24 protein-coding genes and 3 tRNA genes are annotated in these 22,413 nt (G+C 39.1%); 9 read left to right on the top strand and 18 right to left on the bottom strand.

Features of this window, described 5'->3' with window-relative positions; genetic code table 11:
* Positions 1–8 precede the first annotated feature (8 nt).
* From CKV62_RS02320 to CKV62_RS02300, 6 genes are all read left to right on the top strand, one after another.
* Complete coding sequence (locus CKV62_RS02320) at positions 9–833, top strand: hypothetical protein (RefSeq protein ID WP_095065400.1); 825 nt, start codon at positions 9–11, stop codon at positions 831–833.
* A gap of 2 nt (positions 834–835) precedes the next feature.
* Positions 836–1,459 (top strand): ERF family protein, encoded by a 624-nt coding sequence (locus CKV62_RS02315; protein ID WP_095065399.1) that lies wholly within the window; start codon positions 836–838, stop codon positions 1,457–1,459.
* A 303-nt stretch (positions 1,460–1,762) separates the two neighbouring features.
* The gene (locus CKV62_RS02310; protein ID WP_095065397.1) at positions 1,763–2,026 is read left to right on the top strand and encodes a helix-turn-helix domain-containing protein; all 264 of its coding nucleotides are present in this window, start codon (positions 1,763–1,765) and stop codon (positions 2,024–2,026) included.
* 27 nt (positions 2,027–2,053) lie between these two features.
* On the top strand, positions 2,054–2,215 hold the full coding sequence (locus tag CKV62_RS09425; protein WP_157728910.1) for a hypothetical protein: 162 nt from the start codon (positions 2,054–2,056) through the stop codon (positions 2,213–2,215).
* A gap of 501 nt (positions 2,216–2,716) precedes the next feature.
* Entirely contained in the window at positions 2,717–3,070 is a 354-nt protein-coding gene (locus tag CKV62_RS02305; protein ID WP_095065395.1) for a hypothetical protein, read from the top strand.
* An 18-nt stretch (positions 3,071–3,088) separates the two neighbouring features.
* Positions 3,089–3,349 carry a hypothetical protein gene (locus CKV62_RS02300; RefSeq protein WP_095065394.1) on the top strand — a complete coding sequence of 87 codons (261 nt, stop codon included), beginning with the start codon at positions 3,089–3,091 and terminating at the stop codon, positions 3,347–3,349.
* A gap of 81 nt (positions 3,350–3,430) precedes the next feature.
* Here CKV62_RS02300 and CKV62_RS02295 read toward each other — a convergent pair whose 3' ends face one another.
* The 3 genes from CKV62_RS02295 to CKV62_RS02285 all read right to left on the bottom strand — a co-directional run bounded on the left by CKV62_RS02295 (position 3,431) and on the right by CKV62_RS02285 (position 6,932).
* A complete protein-coding gene (locus tag CKV62_RS02295; protein ID WP_095065392.1) occupies positions 3,431–3,913 on the bottom strand; it encodes a relaxase/mobilization nuclease domain-containing protein in 483 nt (160 codons plus the stop codon).
* Positions 3,913–4,215 (bottom strand): plasmid mobilization protein, encoded by a 303-nt coding sequence (locus tag CKV62_RS02290; RefSeq protein ID WP_095065390.1) that lies wholly within the window; start codon positions 4,213–4,215, stop codon positions 3,913–3,915. Before CKV62_RS02290 ends, CKV62_RS02295 begins: the two co-directional genes overlap by 1 nt.
* Before the next feature lie 347 nt (positions 4,216–4,562).
* Entirely contained in the window at positions 4,563–6,932 is a 2,370-nt protein-coding gene (locus tag CKV62_RS02285; protein ID WP_095065388.1) for a hypothetical protein, read from the bottom strand.
* 181 nt (positions 6,933–7,113) lie between these two features.
* Here CKV62_RS02285 and CKV62_RS02280 point away from each other — a divergent pair, with 181 nt between their 5' ends.
* The 3 genes from CKV62_RS02280 to CKV62_RS02270 are packed head-to-tail and all read left to right on the top strand — an operon-like array spanning position 7,114 to position 11,335.
* Complete coding sequence (locus CKV62_RS02280; protein ID WP_095065386.1) at positions 7,114–9,192, top strand: hypothetical protein; 2,079 nt, start codon at positions 7,114–7,116, stop codon at positions 9,190–9,192.
* 1 nt (position 9,193) lies between these two features.
* Complete coding sequence (locus CKV62_RS02275; protein ID WP_095065384.1) at positions 9,194–9,868, top strand: hypothetical protein; 675 nt, start codon at positions 9,194–9,196, stop codon at positions 9,866–9,868.
* Between the two features lie 54 nt (positions 9,869–9,922).
* A complete protein-coding gene (locus CKV62_RS02270; protein WP_095065382.1) occupies positions 9,923–11,335 on the top strand; it encodes a tyrosine-type recombinase/integrase in 1,413 nt (470 codons plus the stop codon).
* Between the two features lie 114 nt (positions 11,336–11,449).
* On the opposite strand, the gene CKV62_RS02265 is transcribed toward CKV62_RS02270, so the two are convergent.
* The 15 genes from CKV62_RS02265 to CKV62_RS02195 form a co-directional block, all read right to left on the bottom strand.
* A tRNA-Arg gene (locus tag CKV62_RS02265) sits at positions 11,450–11,526 on the bottom strand.
* A gap of 95 nt (positions 11,527–11,621) precedes the next feature.
* Positions 11,622–11,695 (bottom strand) — tRNA-Gly (locus CKV62_RS02260).
* Positions 11,696–11,705: 10 nt separating this feature from the next.
* Positions 11,706–11,782: transfer RNA gene (locus CKV62_RS02255), tRNA-Pro, on the bottom strand.
* A 272-nt stretch (positions 11,783–12,054) separates the two neighbouring features.
* Positions 12,055–13,260: an NAD(P)-dependent malic enzyme gene (locus CKV62_RS02250; protein WP_095065380.1), complete on the bottom strand. Its 1,206-nt coding sequence runs from the start codon at positions 13,258–13,260 to the stop codon at positions 12,055–12,057.
* A gap of 148 nt (positions 13,261–13,408) precedes the next feature.
* Positions 13,409–14,191: an adenosylmethionine decarboxylase gene (speD, locus tag CKV62_RS02245; RefSeq protein WP_038117920.1), complete on the bottom strand. Its 783-nt coding sequence runs from the start codon at positions 14,189–14,191 to the stop codon at positions 13,409–13,411.
* A 77-nt stretch (positions 14,192–14,268) separates the two neighbouring features.
* The gene (locus tag CKV62_RS02240; RefSeq protein ID WP_095065379.1) at positions 14,269–14,766 is read right to left on the bottom strand and encodes a metallophosphoesterase family protein; all 498 of its coding nucleotides are present in this window, start codon (positions 14,764–14,766) and stop codon (positions 14,269–14,271) included.
* Between the two features lie 51 nt (positions 14,767–14,817).
* Positions 14,818–15,393, bottom strand: coding sequence for an XTP/dITP diphosphatase (locus tag CKV62_RS02235; protein ID WP_095065377.1), 576 nt, complete (start codon positions 15,391–15,393; stop codon positions 14,818–14,820).
* A 1-nt stretch (position 15,394) separates the two neighbouring features.
* A complete protein-coding gene (rph, locus tag CKV62_RS02230; protein WP_095065376.1) occupies positions 15,395–16,150 on the bottom strand; it encodes a ribonuclease PH in 756 nt (251 codons plus the stop codon).
* A 128-nt stretch (positions 16,151–16,278) separates the two neighbouring features.
* Positions 16,279–17,748: a histone deacetylase family protein gene (locus CKV62_RS02225; RefSeq protein ID WP_095065374.1), complete on the bottom strand. Its 1,470-nt coding sequence runs from the start codon at positions 17,746–17,748 to the stop codon at positions 16,279–16,281.
* Positions 17,738–19,405, bottom strand: a complete 1,668-nt coding sequence (locus CKV62_RS02220; protein ID WP_095065372.1) for a hydantoinase/oxoprolinase family protein — start codon at positions 19,403–19,405, stop codon at positions 17,738–17,740. The genes CKV62_RS02225 and CKV62_RS02220 overlap by 11 nt, the downstream gene beginning before the upstream one ends.
* Before the next feature lie 116 nt (positions 19,406–19,521).
* Entirely contained in the window at positions 19,522–20,172 is a 651-nt protein-coding gene (locus CKV62_RS02215; RefSeq protein ID WP_095065370.1) for a coenzyme F420-0:L-glutamate ligase, read from the bottom strand.
* 10 nt (positions 20,173–20,182) lie between these two features.
* Positions 20,183–20,722: a hypothetical protein gene (locus CKV62_RS02210; RefSeq protein WP_095065368.1), complete on the bottom strand. Its 540-nt coding sequence runs from the start codon at positions 20,720–20,722 to the stop codon at positions 20,183–20,185.
* Between the two features lie 13 nt (positions 20,723–20,735).
* Positions 20,736–21,539: a glutamate racemase gene (gene murI / locus CKV62_RS02205; protein ID WP_095065366.1), complete on the bottom strand. Its 804-nt coding sequence runs from the start codon at positions 21,537–21,539 to the stop codon at positions 20,736–20,738.
* A complete protein-coding gene (locus CKV62_RS02200; RefSeq protein WP_095065364.1) occupies positions 21,532–21,951 on the bottom strand; it encodes an acyl-CoA thioesterase in 420 nt (139 codons plus the stop codon). The genes murI and CKV62_RS02200 overlap by 8 nt, the downstream gene beginning before the upstream one ends.
* A 117-nt stretch (positions 21,952–22,068) precedes the next feature.
* A complete protein-coding gene (locus CKV62_RS02195) occupies positions 22,069–22,413 on the bottom strand; it encodes a YkvA family protein (protein ID WP_095065362.1) in 345 nt (114 codons plus the stop codon).

Raw genomic sequence — 22,413 nt, 5'->3', positions numbered from 1 at the left:
GAAGCATTATGACACAATACTGCGGTATTATTATTACGGAGACAGATCTCTATGTATCTGTGGTAAAAAGAATACAAAATAAAATTAAGGTACTAGATCGCTATATATGTAAGCGTGGACAATCACTCATTTCAGACTTAGCAGTCATTCATAGTAAAAATAAGCACACCCCTACACTTTACTCATTAGCCTATACTGAAATTCCACATCTTATATTTAATAAAACTAGTTCTAATACCCCTTTGCAAGATGCATGGAAGCAAAGAGACGAGCTTACATCAGCACGAGATAATCAACATATGTACCAATTTATATTACCCACTATAGATAACCAGGAATGGTTGTATATGGTGGGTATTTCTCAATCTAATATATCTGAATTACAATGTGCCGAAAAACAAAATCATATGGAAATTGAGGTTGTTTCCTATTGGCCAGTACCACTATTAGATTTACATAAAAATCATAGTAAGCCTACACTTCTACTCATTGAGGAAAATAGCATAGTTACGGGATATCTTTGTAACGGAACTGTCATTGTCACTACAATCAACTGGAATCGACATACAGAAACTCCAAAAGAGATGATACAACGATTGCTAAAAGAATCACCTATTACATTACATGATACACTCGAAATTCAAGCTTATTTGAGCGAAAAGACATATCCTTTGTGGAAAGATCTAATATCGCAATATGGTGAGGTTAATAAGTCAACAATTAATGACGTCTTAAATCATTTTACATATCGTTGGGATGGTGATGTACATATGGATGCATCTGTTGGCTTAAGTTATTATTTAGCACGAACTGGTGTGCAAGCGGAGGAATAAAAATGACAAATACTGCATTATATGAAAAGCTATCTCTTGCTATGAAAAGTTGTAGCTACATTGAAAAAACAGGTGAAAATATCTTTCATGGGTATTCTTACGTTACTAGTAGCGATGTATTGGAACGTGTAAACGACGCTCTTACAAGTGTAGGCCTCATTACAGCTGTTACCCCTACCCTTCTTGATTTACGAGAGGTACAAACAGCTAAAGGTAATATTGATAAGCACGCTACAATTAACGTTACGATTTCTATTATTGATATAGAGACAGGTGAATCAGTACAAATAAGTGGTATCGGTTCTGGTCAAGATAGTGGTGATAAGGCCATTATGAAAGCTGAAACAGCAGCTATTAAATACGCTTATATGCTGAGCTTCTGTATTGCTACTGGCGATGATCCAGAAGCTGATAATAATACTGACCTTAATACACAAACTATGTCACAGTCTAATGCACCGACTACTAGAAAGAAAGACATCGCTCCACAAACTATGGCAACTAATGATTTACATTGTACAGATTGTGGATGTGCTATATCCAGTAAAGTATCTAGTTATTCTAAACAACGTTATCATATGCCTTTGTGTATGAACTGCCAGAAGAACCATCAATTTGTAGCATAATCTTCCTCACTATACTCTGAAAGGAGGTGAGATTATGGATCCAGTAATTGCACGAATTGTTGTAGAGGCAGCTGCAGCTGCTTTAATGTATTTGATTGCAGATGAATAATACATGAGCCATGTCGATAATACGACATGGCTCATTTTATTTTTATCTATTCGCATTGATATTTGAGTAATTTTTTTCAATAGTCTACAAAAAAAGACCTAATTATACAGTTTTAAGACCTATCTAGCGGCACAGATTTGATATGACTTATGCAAAAATTAAGATGTATTAATTTTAAAGGAGGTGCTAATGACATGGAAAGCACAAAGCTTATAATCTTTAAGCAAATCGGTGCAAAAATAGCTTATTATCGTACTCTACGTAGTTTAACACAAGCCCAATTAGCTGAAATAATTAATGTTAGTCCAGACACATTGGGCAGAGTCGAGCGTGGCAAATATAACAACAATATTTCAATTTCTATGTTATTAGATATCGCCATGGGGTTAAATATCGAACTTGCAACATTAGTTACATTTACGGAGCAAGATCGAGAAATGTGGCCTACCTCAAAATAGGGTTTTATATGTAAGGAGATGTTAATTATGGCTAAACGCTATACGGTTCAATTTTATACGACACAGCCTTCAGTTATAAAAAGTACAAATGTAACTGCAAGTAATCAGTCAGATGCTCGTTATCAAGTAAAGAAGCGATTTGCGAGCAATGGTGTTATTATTCATGTCGTTTCCGTAACAGAGATTTAGGGAGTTGAATCATGCAAAGTTTTACATTATTTGATGAAACGATACGATTTGGGCCTGATATACAACTAAGAAAAAAAGCTAACGAATTATTAAGCTTCGACTTATAGAAGATAGAAATAATCTAGTAGAAAATAATGACATTGGAAATCCTGATGTTGCATACAACCTATTAAGAAATACTTTTTATCAATGGATTAACAAATGCCTAGATGATATTCGAGAATTTGCTCAAGAATGTAATCGTGCAGTAAGCGAAAAAGAACTTCGTGATATATTTAATCTAGTTGCTTTAAAAGTTGAAACGCAATTATTAGATTTTGAAATTGATTATGAAATTCTAAAAAATCTAACTTCGCATAGCAACATACGCATCAACGCAAGAAATAGATCAACTTTCCTATTAAAAAAGAGCGAATTGAAGAATTTAATCAAGATATTCTAGAGCGAACAGAAACTTTTAAAAACGCTTTAGATGAATATCCACAAAAGGATTATGACCTCTTGATTAAGGCATTCTTACTAGATGATATAAAGGCAATTATTAAGCATCCTGCTTTATTTTACGAATTAGATTTTATCTATAACTTAGGACTAAATATTGCATTACATCTTATTTGTAGATGGAATCCGACTTATAATGCTGATGAATGTGATGAAATAGTTGAAGCGTTATCAAATGACAGTATACCCTTTAATAAGATAATGGACAATTTACCAGAGTTAATTATGAATTTACCATTCTGTGAAGCATTATATACACAAGAAATTATGGATAGTTTTATATATGAAGAAGATCGAAGAAACTACTATCAAATTGCCCAATTTTTAGACATGGATGAAAATTTAGTATATTAACTTACAGGGAGACAAATTATGTTAAAAAAAGTATTATTTGCTACACTATTTGCAGTAGCAGCATTAAATGTAAATCAAATCGATTTTCAAAACAACTCTTTACTTCCACAAATTCATTTAACTAATCAAGCTACTGCTGAAACTCCATATCAACAAGGTTACAAGCATGGTAGACTTGATGCTCAATGGGGTACAGCTTTTGGTGATAATATGTTGTATCAAATGGCAAGCCCAGAGTGGCAACGTGGTTATAGCGACGGTTACAGATCTGTACGCTAATAAATTTCAAAGGATAAAAAACGATAAACTCGGATATAGGTAAACTATAACCGAGTTTATTTTTTATTAACGATTAAATTACTAATCTGATTTTACACCTTGATAATAAGGAATAGACTTTATTCCATAAGGCTCAATAATTTTATTAATCATCTGCTTGTATGACCATAATGACATACCTTGTTCATAACGCTTATAATCTAGCCCTATTGAGTTAATTATATAATGACAATGTATATGTGCTTCATTCTTGTAATGAATTGCACCCAATACTTGATATACACTTCTAGAAAGTAACTCCCCTACCCCTTTACATATTTCAAGGACTGTATCTAAGGAAATAGTATCATCACTATCTAAGGAAAACACAACATGTGTAAATGATTTAGACTCATGTTGTATATTTGCAAGATTTTTTATTAGCATAAACTCTGAAATTGGATTATCAATTCCCATTTGTATACCAAAAATATAATTACTAGAGGTCTTATGTTCATCTCTTATATATTCAATTGCATTTGGTAAATCCATTCCATTTCGTTTAATAAATTTTAATATAGCCATTATTTCAACTCCATAATTGTCTTATTCAATGTATCTACTACTTTCGTCAATTCACTAGATATAACTTTTTTATCATCTTTTGTAAGTGCAGTATTGTTTGATAATGCCTGATAAATATTCCCTAATAAAAATGCAATTAAACGTTTTGGATCAACTATCACAATTTTCTCCGTGTTTAGTGAACATCGCCTTATATATTCAGACACAGACATTTCGCACATATTAGCTTGACTTTCAATAAATTGAATCTCATCTTCTGTTAACCTTAAATTTAAGCGTTTGGATTTGCTATCTACTTTCATAATAAAACCTTTCTGTACATACAATCTATTTTTAATTATTTGTATGTACAGTCAGTGTTATTTTAATAATAAGGCCGGGAGATGTCTTTACTGACATCTCCCGGCCCACTGCCGTTTTTATAACGGATTCTCTCTTCTTTTCCAATATAATTTCCACTATCATACATTTTTTATCCCTTCTAAAAACGGCAGTGGATAAAGCAAGATAGTGATTTGTATGTACAAATTCTTCTCTTTTTTACCAAATTTACCAAAAATAAAATCATAAAAAGTATAAAAATATATATGTAAATACATCCTAAAAATCGGTAAAAATGGAAAATTTGGTAAATAAACTATTGAAGCTATTAATTTTTCTCCCTATTTACCGATGCTGTTAAAATAAACCCAAGATTAGGGAGACCATTATACCGCATTCTATCATACATAGGCTCACAAATAGCTTTATCTAATACTGCTTTTTTTAAACGAATACAACACCCACTTTTTCCACTGTTATCATTTTCTAAATATAATGATAAGGCCCATAAAAAATCTTCAAGTGTATCATATAACGATAGGTATGATTTCCTTAAATCATCCGTGCTACAAGTAACAACGGCATCTAAAAATTCATTTACATTACGTCGATTAATATATGGTAAATATAACCAAAAAATATTTTCATCAAATGTATCCTCTATAATATCAGAACGTTGTTCTTTTAAAAGATCATCTCTCAATACAAAAGACTTAACAGGCATAGCCTCAATTTCCTTACTATTTAATGCTGTATAGAGATTTCTAAAGAACAAATATAGGCATTTCTTTACTTTTTTCATACTATCACTTAACTGAAAAGTATCCTTATAGTGATATCTACGCTTAGTTAATCCATTTATTAGGATTGATATATTTTTATCTAGCCTAAGCAAATCAACTAGTTTCTCATCTTCTACACGACCCCATTTATAAGATGAATCAATATCATATATATTTTTAACCCATGTATATATTGATTCTGTAAGTTGTTCATTCGCTAAACTTTGATTCCAACGACTATCTTTAGTAGCCCAAAGAATAGATTGAGCCTCACATTGTCTTTGTTCTTCATCATTAAAGATATAACGTCCATTCTTATATTCATTTTCAAAATGAAAATATGTTCGATTCTCATTATATAGATATATAAAAAGATCTATGATAGTTTGATGCGTAATACTATATATACTCTCCTTATTTATAATCTGTGATTTAACGATTTCTAAAAAACTCATATCCCCTTTCACAATATCTAAGCCATACTTCATTTGTATATGAACTAAAAAGGGTTTCGACAATAACCTATCTAGGTCTTGAATTATATCTGAATCATAGTAAGATTCCTTATTTACTTTATTATATAAAGTTTGTAAGTCTTGCCGATATAAACGATAATTTGAACTCGACAATACACTGTATGCATCTAATTTATACTCTTCAATCTTCTTATCTGTCCCGTGTGCAACAATAGCATTTATAGTACGATCAATAAATGGAAATATATCAAATAAGAATGCTGATAAAACTTGATTTAATAATTCAATATTCTTTAAGATTTCCCCTATATTATTAACCGAGGAATCATCTAATAAAATAGATTGACCAGTAAATAATCCGTGAGATGGTGTTTCATTAAATCTATTTAATACAGAGACTGCCATATAATGTGGCAAATTACATAACAGCAAAAAAAAGAGTAAAAGAGATTTTGTAAGTTCATCACAGTTAAAAGATAGTAGCCGCTTAACCTCATAGGAGACATTCTGTTGAGAAAGCCATTTATATAATAATGTAACGGGTAAACAACATGTTTGAGCATCAAGTTCCTCAAGTATAAAAGATTCATCTAAAGCAAAATTACCTGCAACATCTTTTTTTACAAGATTCCTATATAATTTTTGTGACTGCTTAATTAGAGTTTCTAAACCTATATAGCCCGCCCCATCTAAAGCATCAAAATCAGCATCACTTAATAACATTTTTTTATGTATTAAAAGAGAATTTACGGGAGAATCAATAGATGAAGAAATTATATTGGGAAACTCTTTTGTAATCTGACTAGAAGCTGGTGCCGTTAGAATCTTAGTATTAAAACTATATATTTTATTAAAGACCATTGTAGAAGTACACTTTTTCACTCTTCGATTTCGGCTTAATACTGTACTCTCGTTTCTTAATGAATTACATAAATCTATATTTTTCAATATTGATAGTGCAATATAATGATTGACAGTATCTTTTATTAAAAATGAATCCGAATAAAGTGAAATAGTACTAGATCCAATATTTAAATGCATTATTCCAAGTAATATCCTTATAGCATCAAAATCTCTTGTTTCTAATCCCAGACTATCAAGAAATGCTTTATATTGATGTCTCGACGGTCTCGCCCCTACGTCAGATAAACACAATCCATAGGACGTATCTAATGCTTCATATAGATAATTCCATATATTGCCTATTTCAATATCAGGCTCTGTTGATTCAACTAACTCTCCTTCATACTCACTTAACCTCTGATTTAATAGCAATAAATACCTATTAAAGCAAATATATTCAGAATCTAGCGACCATATCTCTTCTTTCCCATACTTATAACTATAATTATCACCAGTGGTATCTTTTCGTATGGGATTACTGGTCAAGAATGCATTATAACACTCTCTATTCATAACCTCTAAATCACTTCTGTTCATTTTTATTTTTTGCCTCCTTAAAACAATATATATTGTATTTTTTATAATAATAGGACATTTTTTATTTAAAAATGGCCTATTTTATTTTTTTACACAATATATAACTAGTATAACACAAATAATCATATACTATTAGTGTAGTCAATTGCTACAAAGATATATTTCCTAAAGGAGGTAAAAAATGGAAAAATTTCTCTCTTTATCGCCAGATAATGAGCCTAAAAGAGCCATTATCTCAAAGGCTGAATCAGAAGATATTCAGTCACTAACAAACAATAGTGTTATCTACAAAGAGATCTCACTACCTAGTCCACCTAGAAATGATGAATTCTCATCTCCCCCATCTATTTCAACAGTAGACTCACCGAGTACATATGCTAGTATTTCTCCACCAGGAGCAATACTACCAGTTGAAGCAAAAGATATATCGATTGTCAATAATCGATATGATGAGCTATCGCTAACACCACAAAATGTATCTACATACCCAGTAGCATACACAGTATGCAATGTAAATGAGCTCCAAGTATCAACAAAAGCTAACTCAGCCCATTATAATAATCTCCTAAAAAATTTTGTCGAGCAAGACGATGTTATTTGTCAGATCGACAAATCAACACAAGAAATAAAAGATGAGATTGTAAACTGTGTGCTTTCGTTTACAGAGGAACGTGAGGTTTACGATTTAGATGATTGTCAAAGCTTTTATGTAATCCATGTCAAAACATCGATAACAGAAACAGACGTTATCATCAAAAAAGAACAACTTGAAACGCTATATACATTGCTCAAGAAGAAATTTCCTGAAATCAGTCTCAATGCCGACTGTGGAAAAGCTAAGGAGCTGTTTAAACAGTATATAGCTGAACGTTATATACAAGATAAGGCAGCTATGAAAAGCACAAAAATAAATAAATATCCTGGCTGGGGAAAAGCCTTTGAAGCAAAAAAATTTCATTCTGGACAGGATGAAAATGGTGACACATTGTTAGCTTTGCCAAATATTGACCAAACCGACAAATATAATCTATATGATTATGGTCTCAAATTATTAAAACTTGCTCCATTTGAGGTTGTTTTACCTCTTTTCTTACATGCTCATAGTGGTTTTGTAAGAAAGCTATTTCAAGAGGGTGCTCATCCTATACAGTATGTACCTACCTTAATTGCTCCTACTGGTAGTAGAAAAACATCCCTTTCAAAGATTTTCTTTCTACTCTTCAATCATGAGACATACGCATCATTTAACGATACTGACCGTGCCATCGAACTCGTATCAACACACTACAAAGATCAAACGATCATATTTGATGATTGTAAGTTAACAAATGATAAAACCTTACTAACTAAATTTGAGAAATTCATTCGTCCACTCTCAGAGGGTCAAGGTAGAGCAAAGTCTAGTGATGCAGGCAGTCGTTTGGAGCGAACACAACAAATGCACACAGCTATTATCACCGCAGAGTCCTATCCTAATGAATTACAACAGTCAAGCAAGTTAAGACTCTTACCTATTTTCATGACACAAAAAGATGTAAATAATGAGGTTCTATCTTACTTTCAAGATGAAAGGGCTTTAGCTAAACAACGCTCAAAGGTAGCAAAGCTAGATAAATATATGATGCTATTTATACATTATATCGAACAGCATTATGACGAAATTGTCCTTATGGTTCAAAAATCCTCACCAGTATATGGCATAAGTCAGCACGCAAGACTTAACTCAATGTATCAAGTACAATCACTTCTTGCCAAAATAATCCTTAATTTTGGCGTATGGTGCAACTATTACAGCCAAGAGCAAGCAAATATTATACATCAGCAATGGTGTAATACTATCAAAGGGGGTGTTCTTGAAAATGATAGTTTATGTAACGATGCAACTCCAACGACTCTGTTCCTTAGAACACTCGCTAATGGTGAAGCTGCTAATGAAATTGTTTATGCGCCTGATAAAGCCACCTATTGGGCTAACCCAGAACTATACGTTGGTATTATACATCAGTCAAAATTAATACTAATTCCAAGTTCAGCATACGCTTATGTCGAAAGAACTTGTCAACGACTAGGTCGACGTATGGAGTATACGATGGATACTATTGCAAATCGTTTACGAGATGAAGGTATCTCAGAAGGATATAGTGGCTCAGACCGCAAAAAGCCCCGACCATATACCAAACTTTCAAAAGGAAATAAAAAAATGGATGTTATCTGCATCCCACTATCTAACTATTCTAAATTAACCATGGAGGAAGATTAATATGAATATCAGCACTAACTATCCAGTACAAGAAACACCTAATAATACAAAGTTCTATATGGCAATATGCTCTAATGCATATGTAATAGACCACAACCTTGATTATATCGTCCAATGGATGGAGCAATATCATGCTATCTACTTTAGCCAGGTAAACACTGTAGAAGAAGCAAATCAATTAGCTTCTACTGTAATCTTCTACAACCAATCATTATATATTCCTAAAGATCAATGGTTCATAAATATATGTGTAGGTGAGCATAATACACAGCTTAACTATAATCCTAATACACCTATGATATTTAATGGTACTGTGAATGCAGATACTACCAATGAAATTATAGACAGTAATTCTTTAGGAATTTGGTCAATCATAGCTGACCAAGGTTATGGTATTGTAGATAATTCATACACGCTAAAAGGAATGATAGAGTCCAAAAAGCTGACCAATATTATTGCTAGAAAGTTCAAGACATTGACAGAGGCAAACGTATTTGCACGTCACCGCTACACCAGACGCTATAACTCTCTTTTTCCACAAGCCATTCTATATATTCCACAAGGAGATATGAATGTTAATCAGTTTTATCCCATTCCAAATTATGAACAGTTAAAACAACAAAGGCTCCATTTAATGGAGTGGGATAACTTACTCCAAAGAGACATGTTCCTATAACTAGCTCTTTATTAGATATAGTAATTCTTTGAAAAGAGGAGGGCTGTGACGGCCATGAAAACTTCAAATAAAACCAAAACAGCCCTCTCTATTCAAGAGTTGAGCGAATTCTTAAATGTATCAGTGCAAACACTTCGAAAGCGTTTACGTGATCAGGGGTATTTACTACCTAAAAATAAAGTAGGCAATTGCTATTACTTTACACTGAGTGATTGTGAAATCTTCATTGCAAATAACTATGCTGTCTTTTATAATGATTTTGTGAACAGGTACTTCGATGGCAGGAGAAACGAGTCCATTATGTACCAAATTCCATCAGGTAAAGGTATCATCTCAAAGGAAACACAACGAAGTGGTAAGGCGTACTATTATATACGCAATCTGCCTCTATATTGTGATGACCAGGGTAGCATTATAAAATTCCGCTCCAAAGGTTTCACCTCTAAGGAAGAAGCCGAAGCTGAGCGAAAACGAATGATTGTAGATCGTGATAATGGTCTGTATAAGTACCAGTTTATCGAAGTCGGTCACGTACAACAATCATCGAAGAAAAAAGTGCCAACTGATGCCAATCAGAGCTATTATGACTTCTGTATCAATTACTTTACAAAAGCAACGTATGCTGAAGCAACACGGAAATTATATCTGGATATAACGGAAAATAGAATCAAACCGTTCTTTGGTAATACCCCTATTTCCGACCTCTCTAAGGCCTCACTACAACAGTTTGTTGACCAATATACTACAAATATTCGCAAAACATTCATTGTACTGAGTTTAACCTTAAAGAAACTGTATAGCCTGGATTTAATTCCAACAAATTTCTATGATGCTTTGATTAAACCAGTCTCAACAGCATCAAAGCACCCAAAAGAGGCTCTGACAGTCAACGAAACACAATGTTTCCTGGACTATTATAAAGGCCACCATTTAGAACATTGTATGCTGTTATTATTCCAGTGTGGTTTACGTATTGGTGAGCTACAAGCTTTACAATGGGATGAAGTTGAGATTATTGATGATTGTAAAGCTAAGATTCATATTAATTCTTCATGGGGTGAAACCCAGTACGGCATGAATCGAAAAGAGCCTAAGACACGCTCAAGCAGGCGTGTAATCCCGATTAGTAATACTTATACTATCTCGGTGCTTAAACGTGCACGAGCAATGTCTAAAGGCAAGCTATGGGTAGCTGAAAATAAGATGGGTTTACGCCCTATCGATAAGCATAATTTTAGTAAACGCTATTTTACTAAGGTTGGTAAAGAATTAGGTGTTGAAAAACATTTATCAAGCCATGTAGCACGGCATACATTCATATCAAATCTAGTTCAGCACAACGTACCGTATACTGAAATTGCTAAATTAGCTGGCCATGATAGCACAGCAATGATAATTAAAGTATATGCTCATGCGATACAAGATGAAGAGCAAACTTTCAATTACGTATCAAATCTATACACCTGATGCAAGGATAACGCAAGTATAAAAAACTATACTTGCACCATATCCTTGCATTTATTTTATAGTAATAAAAAAATAACCATAAGAGCCAAAACCCTTATGGTTATTACATTTCTTTGGTGATCCAGGAGGGATTCGAACCCCCGACCCACGGCTTAGAAGGCCGTTGCTCTATCCAACTGAGCTACTGAACCATGTATACTCATATATAATTATCTACTATAGTATAATTTATGTCTTATTTGACGTCAATAAGTGAAACGTCTCACCTAAAAAAGGCAAAAAAAAATGGAGCGGGTGAAGGGAATCGAACCCTCGCGACCAGCTTGGAAGGCTGGGGCTCTACCATTGAGCTACACCCGCAAAATAAAAATGGTCGGAGCAGCAGGATTCGAACCTGCGACCCTCTGGTCCCAAGCCAGATGCGCTACCAAACTGCGCTATGCCCCGTCATTCGTTACTTTGCCATTATAGCAAACTCAATGGTTGATGTCAACCACTGCTATCACAGAGAACATCATAAAACATAGCTCTCTGTAACGAAATTTATTATATCACCGACAAAAAAAACTGACAAGTATTTTTATGTGAAATTCTATAATTTTATAAATAAAAATAGAAACCGTATAGCGACATTACGGAGCCACACGATTTCTATTAATATCATAATCCGAATCACTCTAGAGTCGTGATTTAAATATGTCACGAAAGCTATATTGTGATTAACCTTCGTAGCTGCCATCTTCAATAACTTGAGGATTTTTAGCGATACCTTGTTTTACAGCAACTTCAGCAACAGCTTTTGCTACAGCCGGAGCCACACGTGGATCAAATACGGACGGCATTACATTTTCATCATTCAATTCGCTATCAGGAATCAAATGTGCCAATGCATCGGCAGCAGCCAATTTCATTTCGTCAGTAATCTTGGATGCGCGAACATCGATAGCACCGCGGAATACACCAGGGAATACGGCCACGTTGTTGATTTGGTTAGGCGCATCGGAACGGCCTGTACCGGCAATGCGAACACCGGCGGCTTTCATATCCGCATAAGTCGCTTCCGGATTAGGATTTGCCATTGCGAATACGATAGCATCATCAGCCAGATTTTCCAAAATGTCTTTTGTGAAAGCACCCGCTGCGGATACACCGAGAAGAATGTCTGCCCCCTTCGCATTTTCAGCCAAGTTGCCATGTTTTTCTTCAAGGCCTAACATATCGATCAATTCAGCTTGCAAGGAGTCAAGGCGTTTATAGTCCTTATGCAATACACCGGAGGACACCAATACGGTAATGTTACGGGCACCTGCAAGATATAATAGGCGTGCAATGTTCGCACCGGCTGCACCGGCACCGTTTACAACGATTTTAGCAGTTGCTAAATCTTTCTTTACCAAACGAAGAGCACCTTTTACACCGGCAAGACACGCGATTGCTGTACCGTGTTGATCATCATGGAATACAGGAATTTCCAATTCTTCTTTCAAACGATTTTCAACTTCATAACATTTAGGGGAAGAAATATCTTCCAAGTTGATACCTGCAAAGTTTTTTTGCAACAATTTTACGGTGTTAATCAATGTATCCGCATCTTTTGTATCTACTACCAACGGGATACAGTCAACATTACCGAATTTTTTAAACAGAAGGGATTTCCCTTCCATTACGGGCAAAGCTGCAGCGGCACCGATGTCACCAAGGCCGAGTACACGAGTACCGTCGGATACTACGGCAACCATGTTGGAGCGGCATGTCAATTCAAAAGATTCCGCTTCATTATCTTTAATACGCAAGCATGGTTCTGCTACACCAGGAGTGTATGCGACAGATAAATCATGTGCGTCTTTTAATTCATATTTAGTTCCTACAGTTAGGAAACCTTTTAATTCACGTTTTTTCTGTACTGCTAATTCACGTACGTCCATAATAAATCTCCTTTTGGATACAAACGGACTCAATAGAGTCGGTATAAAATACCTCTTGCTAACATCATTATACAGAATGTATGTTAACATTTCAAGATTTTTCGATTTAGTTTTTCGAAACATTTAGAAATGTATAATGATTGTAATTTTACGCTTTCACAGACGGCAGATTACGACCATAGAAAATCTCCATCATCTCTTGTTTTAATTGATGTTTAATTTCCTTGATTTCACGAGCGCTCAACTCATCCTCGGTAATACCGAATAAATAATTGTCCAGATCAAATTCCTTCAACATCATTTTCGTATGGAAAATATTTTCCTGATATACATTCACGTCAATCATATTATATAGATTTCTAGTCTTTGCGTTAATGTAGTTTTGAATGGAATTGATGCGATGATCAATGTAGATTTTTTTACCCGATACATCGCGTGTAAAGCCGCGCACATGGTAATCCAATGTGAGAATATCCGAATCAAAGTTGTTAATCAAATAATTGAGGGCATTAAGCGGTGAAATCTGACCGCATGTGGACACCTCGATATCAGCACGGAATGTGCTGACCCCTTTATGAGGATGACTTTCCGGATATGTATGCACCGTAAGATGTGATTTATCAAGATGCATCACCACATCTTCTTTTTCAATTTCCTCTTCGGAAATCAAGATGGTTACGGACGCCCCCTGCGGATCATAATCCTGCTTTGCCACATTCAAAATATTGGCACCGATAATGCGGCTCACTTCCGTCAAAATCGATGTCAATCGTTCCGCATTATATACCTCATCAATATACTGAATATATTGCTTCTTTTCTTCCTCGGTACGGGTGTAACAAATATCATAAATATTAAAACTCAAGGTCTTTGTGAGATTATTAAATCCATATAACTTCATTTTAGGCTTCGCTTTAACTTGTGTATCCATGATATGTCATAACCCTTTCCATGCATAGACTTACTATTTTTTGTGAAAGCTTCGTTTCCGATACTTTCACCATATAATTAAACAATATCCTGTTTATATACAAACTCTACATCAAATTGTCCTTTATCATAGGTAACGACGGCAAAAGTGCCGCCGGATCGGTCCCGAGGTAATGAAATACTGCCCGGATTGACAAATAGCGCATCGTCCTGACGATATTCGCCATGATGATGACTGTGACCGGCCACGACCAGGCGCGCCCCCATCGAACGTCCCAGATAAAGCAATTCCTGTATTCGATTATAATATGGTACCTCATGACCATGAGTCATGTAAATATAGGTATCCTCCAGAGGAATCAGCTGTTCCCTCGGCTCGAGAGGCTGCACGCGATCATTATTTCCCCGTACCGCATAAACCGGAATCGCTGTATGATCCTGCATATACCTCGCATCATCGCCATAATCCCCGGCATGCAGCCACATATCGATGTGTCGGTTCTCTGTCGCTTTCAATACGAGATCTATATTTTCCAGATACCCGTGGGTATCGCTGATTATACCAATTTGTTTCATACTAACCTAAAATGTTTTGCATTCTAAACCTAACTGTGATTCACATTAAACTTACAGGCATTTTATAAGTTTCCGTAACGCACGGCCTCGATGACTGATGCTTTCCTTTGCATCGATAGATAGTTCCGCCATGGTTTTCTTACATTGAGGTACGTAAAAGTACGGATCGTATCCGAACCCCTCTGTCCCCTTCGGTTCATCTTGAATCAAGCCGTCACAAAAGCCTTCCGCAGTTATTTCACGACCGTCCGGATACACGAGGGCCAATGCACATACATAGTGGGCCGAGCGGTTGTCGTTTCCCTGTAAATTGCGAATCAGTTTCGCATTATTCGCATTATCATCTCCATGAACCCCTGCATACCGAGCGGAATACACTCCCGGAGCCCCGTCAAGCACATCCACCGTAAGTCCCGAATCATCCGCAAGACAGGGCTTCTTTGTGATCTGCGCATAATAACGGGCCTTGAGCAATGCATTTTCCATAAAGGTAGTACCCGTTTCCTCCGGTTCATCGATATCGATGACATCTTTCACCGGTACACATTCAATGGACAGATGTGAAAAAGCCTCTTTAAATTCACGGATTTTACCTTTATTTCCCGTCGCCAATACAATAGTTTCCATATTATACCTCCGGTGCCGTCGGAAATTCTTTGCCGACTTTATTTGCCGTAGTACCTAAGACTTCACGTTGTTTCGCCATCAATTCATCAGTAGCGGCCTCCGCTAAGTCGAGCAATGCATTGAGCTCATCCCGATTAAAAGTACCGTGTTCACCGGTCCCCTGCACCTCTACCAGATTACCGGAACCGGTGCGCACCACATTCATATCTACTATCGCAGCGCTATCTTCTTCGTAACAAAGATCGGTAATAGGACCGTCAGAGCCGATTCCCACGGAAATCGCCGCACAGAAGTCGGTAATCGGGAACTTTCCTGCACCGCCGAAGGTGAAATCCACCGCATCAACAAGCGCCACGAATGCACCGGTAATAGATGCGGTGCGGGTGCCTCCATCCGCCTGAATGACATCGCAGTCAACGGTTATGGACCGTTCTCCGAGGGCGTTAAGATCCACGACGGCGCGCAACGCACGCCCTATAAGACGCTGGATTTCAACGGTGCGCCCCGTCTGTTTCCCTTTTGCCGCCTCACGGCTGACCCTCGTCTGAGTGGAGCGAGGCAACAGAGAATATTCCGCTGTCACCCAGCCTTGACCTGTCCCTTTCAGCCAACGCGGTACGGAATCCTCAACAGTAGCCGTGCAAATGACCTTCGTCTTGCCGCACTCGATTAATACGGACCCTTCTGCATATTCCGTAAAATGCCGTGTAATCTTAATAGGTCGTAACTGACCCGCTGTTCTGTTATCGCTGCGCATAGGAACCTCACCATTCTAAAATTATACAGATAGAACGCCCCTTCACAAAGGGGCGCCGTTAGCTTTATTATAGCATATTTTTTCTATTTTACATCACAGAGGATATATCCCTCAGTACTTTCGAGCAATCATAATTCATATTGCCCCATGCCTAAAGGATCCACAACGACATAACGGTCGGCACCGCCTTCTATTTTGGCGCGTTTCGCCTCCGTTACCGCATCATGCCTCGTGTCCTCATCAGCCTGCCAAGGGATAAACATGGCATAGACACTTTGCGGGCCGTACGGTCCATATTGACCGCGTGATAAAACACTGTGCCACCCTACCTTATCCTCATACATACGCACTTTTTCGATACGTTCCTCCTGAACCCCCGTTTCATCGTAGTAAATATTGCGATAATCGGACCATATGGGACCTGATCCTAAACGCTCCGCCTCAGCCATATCATATCGATTCGCCCACTGTACCTTCCATTTCGATATGAGATCATCAATATATACTGTGACATCCTTTGACTGTTTATAACGCACAGGGTCAAATGCGGGTTCAATAACCTTGCTGTAATCGAGCCCCGCCATAGATAAAATGATACCCGTATTGACATACGGCAACGCTTCTTGCACCGAATAACCGCCTTCAAGAACGGCTATATCCGCCTGCAATAAATCGACCAGTTCCGCATACCCCTTTGCGGTCACCTGCATATTCGCCAACGGATCGCTGAAATGATTATCCTGTCCCGCAGAATTGATGACGATATCCGGCTTGAAATCCTCCAAAATAGGCAATACCAATTCTCGCATCACCGTTAGCAGACCTTCATCACCCGTGCCCGGCGGCAACGGAATATCTATATTCCCGCCGACGGCTTGAGGTCCGCCGAACTCGTCCATAAAACCCGTCCCGGGATATAATGTCCGCCCGTCCTGGTGAAAGCTGATATACAATGTATCGGGGTCGTGATAAAACACATCCTGCGTCCCGTCGCCGTGATGCACGTCCGTATCCACCACGGCAATCCGCTTGATTCCATATTGTTGACGCATATGCTGAATCATGACGGCTTCAATATTAATGGTACAAAAACCTCGAATGCCGTGAACCATGGACATCGCATGATGCCCCGGGGGCCGCACGAGTGCAAATGCACGATCCACTTCACAGGATAATACGGCGTCTGCCGCTGCAATAGCACCTCCGGCTGACACTCGATGTGCTTCCGTTACCCAGGAAGCCAAATCAGGGGCCCCTACATGAACGCGTTCAATCGTATCCCAATCGGCTACGACCGGGTTATACTCACGAATATTAGAGAGATCCAGCAAGCCCTCCTCTACGATCTGGTCTCGCGTATAAAGCAGGCGTTCCTGCCGTTCCGGATGGGTTTCGGAAATCTTCCAGTCAAAGGCAGGGAAAAATACGAGCCCTAATGTCTGACGGTCTTCTACCGCCTCGACAGGTTTCATACCGGCTTGTAGCTGACCTGCATTATATATCGCATATGGATTCCCATCCGGGTGTTTATCATTTATAGAATGTCCTTTAGAGATCAATCCATGACGCCTACGATATGACAAGCCTTTATTCCACATGATGTTTCACCCCCGCTTCAAGTTGTACTTTCACCGTAATCAAACGCTCCAGCGATCGCCAGCCCTCTACTACAGGAAAATCCTCCAGACTGATGATCTCTACATCCTGATGATGATTGAGACCCAATCGGTCAGCTTCAGCATACAATAAAGTTTTAGCGTAATCGACTACATCGTCACCACGACGCAATGTGCAATTCGCTTCCTTAATACCCAGTTCGGGAACAACGAGCATACGTCTCTTCGTATCGACATGAACGGTGATCTCGATGGTCGATAAAGCCACGGCCGCACCGATGGCATTGGCCACAGCCGCATTATCCGGAATGGTAACCGGTAAGTTCAGATATGTTCCTATACTTTCACCTAAGCTCGATGCCGTTCCCCCTACTACCACAAGCTGAGCCGGTTTAAATAGATCGGGATTCACGATATCCGCCACCACATAAACGGGACGTTTATTTTCCGCCGCCACAACATCTTCGATACCACATTGAATAGTCTGAAGTGCGGTATGTATAATTTTTTGAGCTGATTCCTCCACCGGACATGAACTATCCAAGGCACGTATTGACTCTTCGGCCAACTTCACATCACCATATCGGGCAAAGCCCGACACGATAAGAGCATCCCCCAAGGTCGGTTCCTTACCGCCGAGCGCCGCTGACGGACCCACGCGTTCAGGACCTACGGTTAAACCCCCGTCCTCAATGCGTACCACGGACTCGCCGCCGATACCGACAGAGGTTACCGCAAAAGACCGGACGGCACTCGGATATTCACGGATGGAAACACCGTTCTTCGTCATGAGAGGGCGTCCCTGTTTCCACAAGGATATATCCGTCGTAGTCCCACCAATATCTAATGCCACCGTATGACTGTCTCCGACCGCTCTCAAGGCATACAGCCCCAGTACTGTCGCGGCCGGCCCCGTGAAAACAGTTTCAACAGGACGTGACTTCATATGCGCAATCGGCAGCGAGCCGCCATCCGCCTTAAGGATATATAAAGGAGCTGTAATATTACGTTTTCGTAAAGCCTCTTCAACGCTCATTTTAAATGATGTGAATACAGGTGTAACCGCACTGTTAAAATAAGCACTGATTGTACGCCGCGGAAAATTTAAGGATCCGCTGAGGCTGCTCCCCGTCGAAATCACATCGTAATGTGGTTTCAGCTGATTCGCCACGAATAGTTCCTCTTGCGGATTACGAACACCGAACTTTGCCGATACGGCTGCCAGATTGTGTTTATGTCGATTAGCAGAAATATCCACTACGGATGTTTCCACTACAATACCGCGGTGGTCCGTATATCCCTTTATATATTGTGGTCGTACGGGAAAACTATGGTCCACATTCATCCCGGGCCCCGTAATAACATACAAATCTACAGGTTTTTCCTTATGTTCCACAATCGTATTGGTCACAACAGTCGTAGATAAAGTAACCTGCTCGATAGATTTCATCACACTATCATCTTCGCCTGTCTTAGCGGCATGAGTACGCAATGACTGTAACACCGCATCAAGGGCTGCACCGATACCGTCCATAAGATTATCCTTTGTTGTGCGCGCTTTTGCCGATGCAATCACACGATGTCCTTCAATGATGACCGCATCCGTAAAAGTACCGCCCACATCCAGTCCTAGTAACATAAAGCCTCCTATACCGATCAGATCGCTAGAAAATATATAATCGGTTAATCAGAAAATCAATCGGAACACAATAAAAAAAGCTGTACTCATCTCTATGAGACGAGTACAGCCTTCTGTTATTTCGCAGATACAGATGCGTAATTCTTGATGATAACAATCGGAGTCATTTGACTGTCATTACCGAACGGATTATCAATCAAAAGCTTTGCAATTTTACCGGCGTCAACGCCGCTGCTCGTACCGAGTACGGCGGAGCGCTTCAAGTCATTAACATCCGCTACAACGGCACCGTAGCAACCGGTACGGGACACGATTTTCTCCGCTACCTTATCCGGATTTTTCGGACCGTATACAATATGTTTATCGAATGGCGGCATGGTACCCGTTACGTCGTCGGCAAGGGCCGCGGCACGGGAAATGGAATAAAACACGCCGTTTTTTCTAAATATTTTCGCAAGGGCGCCAAGGATAAAGGCACCCAGAACTTTCCATTTACCGTCAATTTCCATAGCCGCCTGCATGCCGTAAACGGAACTCATGGACCCCTCTGCAGGTACAAAACGATTGATGAGACGAGCCTGCCAGGACGGCGTTAACTCTTCCGGACGGGTGAAATGTCCCTGCGTAATCGCCACAACGGATTCCGCTACGCACACGATATCCTCAGGTCCTATATTATGTCCGCCGTATTCAATAATGGCATCCACGATGTCGTCATTATCTGTCAGTATACGCGTAGGAACCGTAACCAATTCTAACTCTGCCATAGCTGCCTCCTTAATGCCCTAATGCGGCTTCTAACTCTTCCGGTGTCAATCGTACACGATCTTTCGCAATATGCCAGTCTTCACGACCGACCACCTGGTATACGATATCGATATTCATGTAAGGGAAACCGATAAGAGCGTCCCGAATGTTGCCATTCTTAGCTTTCAATGTTACATATAGACGAATTGTACCGCCCTTACGTGGTTCGATGATGACGGATTCAAAGTAACCGTCGTTACGGGGACGATTCATATCCATCGTCCAGGACTCTACTTTCACCGCATCAAACTGTTCCTCCGGCAAGAGATGACGAGGGAATAAATCCATTATAGTACCGTTCTGACGCCCCTTATTTACAAACGGAATATCACAGAACAATGTAATGCTATCAAATGTCATATCCAATAGTTGAAAGTTCGTTTTCCGTTTCGGCAGTAACACAATATGCTCATCGCCTTGTTTAAGGACAAATAAACGAAATAATAAGTACAGCGCCGCAATAATTACGATAATGGCAACTACTGCAGTTAGGATATTATATAACCACATAAGGACATCTCCTTTACAATGTAATATACTCTATAGTTCTGCGACTTGTATCAAGAAAGGATGCGCTCAACGTATCGCCTAAAGCGATATCCTTCGTGAAATACAAATTCACAGAGCCCGATGTTTCCTGCGGATTGAACAAATCATTTCCGGCTAATGTACGCCTCACAAGTTCACTTGTTTCAAAAGCGGGATCGATAAAACGAATTCGCCCCTCCGTCAGTTCCTCCAACAGAGACTGTACAAACGGGAAATGGGTACATCCGAGGACGACCACATCAATTTCTCGTGATAAAAGAGGCTGTAAATATTCACTACATACATCACGCACAGAATAATCATCTAAATGGCCCTGCTCGATTAATCCCGCCAGCTCGGGGCAAGGTTGTTCCCAAACGAGAACCTCATGATCCACCTCAAGGGCTACATGTTTGTGAATATGACTGTTTACCGTCGCCACCGTAGCCATGATACCGATAGTATTGCTCTTACTGGCAGCGATAGCGCTCTTCACCCCTTGAGATACGCCGATAACCGGCACGGACACACGCTCACGCACCGCATCCAAAGCCACCACCGTAAAGGTATTACAGGCGATGACAATCAACTTCACAGGCTGATTTTCTAACGCATCCGCAATGCGGCATGCCAACGCGGTGATTTCATCATCACTGCGATTTCCTACAGGATTATTCGCATTATCACCGATATAAACAAAATCTTCGTTAGGAAACTGTTCTTGTAATACCTTTAATACGGATAGACCTCCGACCCCGGAATCAAAGACGCCGATGGGCAATTGTTGTCGCTTACTCATGATGCATCTCCTCGACAGCTGCTAACATGGGTTGATAAAAGGTATCCTCCAGCCGTACGATCTTTCCCGTCGATTTCGACATGAACGCATTCTTCGTTTCGCCCGTCGCAAGCAATGCACCGTCAGAGGCACGACGCATGCGATAGCGGAAAACCATCTGTGCACGAGTCATCTTGACCAGGTAGGTCTCAATATGAATTTCATCATCAAATCTGGCCGGTTCTTTATAATCGCAGGATACATTCATAATGGGAAACACGATATCCCGATTCATCATATCCCACAATGTCACCCCGATATGACGGAGAAACTCGATGCGGGCCATTTCAAACCATCTGAAATGATTACTGTGGTGTGCAATACCCATCATATCGGTTTCATAAAAACGTACATGTATTGAAGCAATATGCATAAATCTTTCCTTCTTAAACAGAATACAAATTTCATTGTATATCTATTGCTATAGGGTGTCAAATAAATAGAGGCAGTTCAATCACAACAGGATTAAACTGCCTTAATTGGTGAAAGTTTACCCATTGCCACCAAAAGGGAAAAATTTCTTTGCTTGTTGCTGATGACTGGTCTTGATATATCGATTGGCAACCTTATACGCAATCCCGAGTACAGCCATATCATCTAGCCATCCCAAAACGGCAATCGTATCGGGAACTATATCAATGGGCAACACAAGATATCCCAGGGCACCGGCAATAACGGCTTTCACATATTTCGGCGTATCCTCGTCCCGCAAACAGAAAAACAAGGTCACCGCTTGTTGTACAAAGGCAAGTTTCTTACCATACCGCCCGAGAAAGGCGACGAATCTGGATTCACTGAGAAACTTACCGTATTTAATGATTTTTAATGGATTCAT

The sequence above is a fragment of the Veillonella rodentium genome (assembly GCF_900187285.1).
Classification (GTDB): domain Bacteria; phylum Bacillota; class Negativicutes; order Veillonellales; family Veillonellaceae; genus Veillonella; species Veillonella rodentium.
Note: the sequence above shows the minus strand (reverse complement) of the source record. Positions and strands in the feature narration are given on the sequence as shown.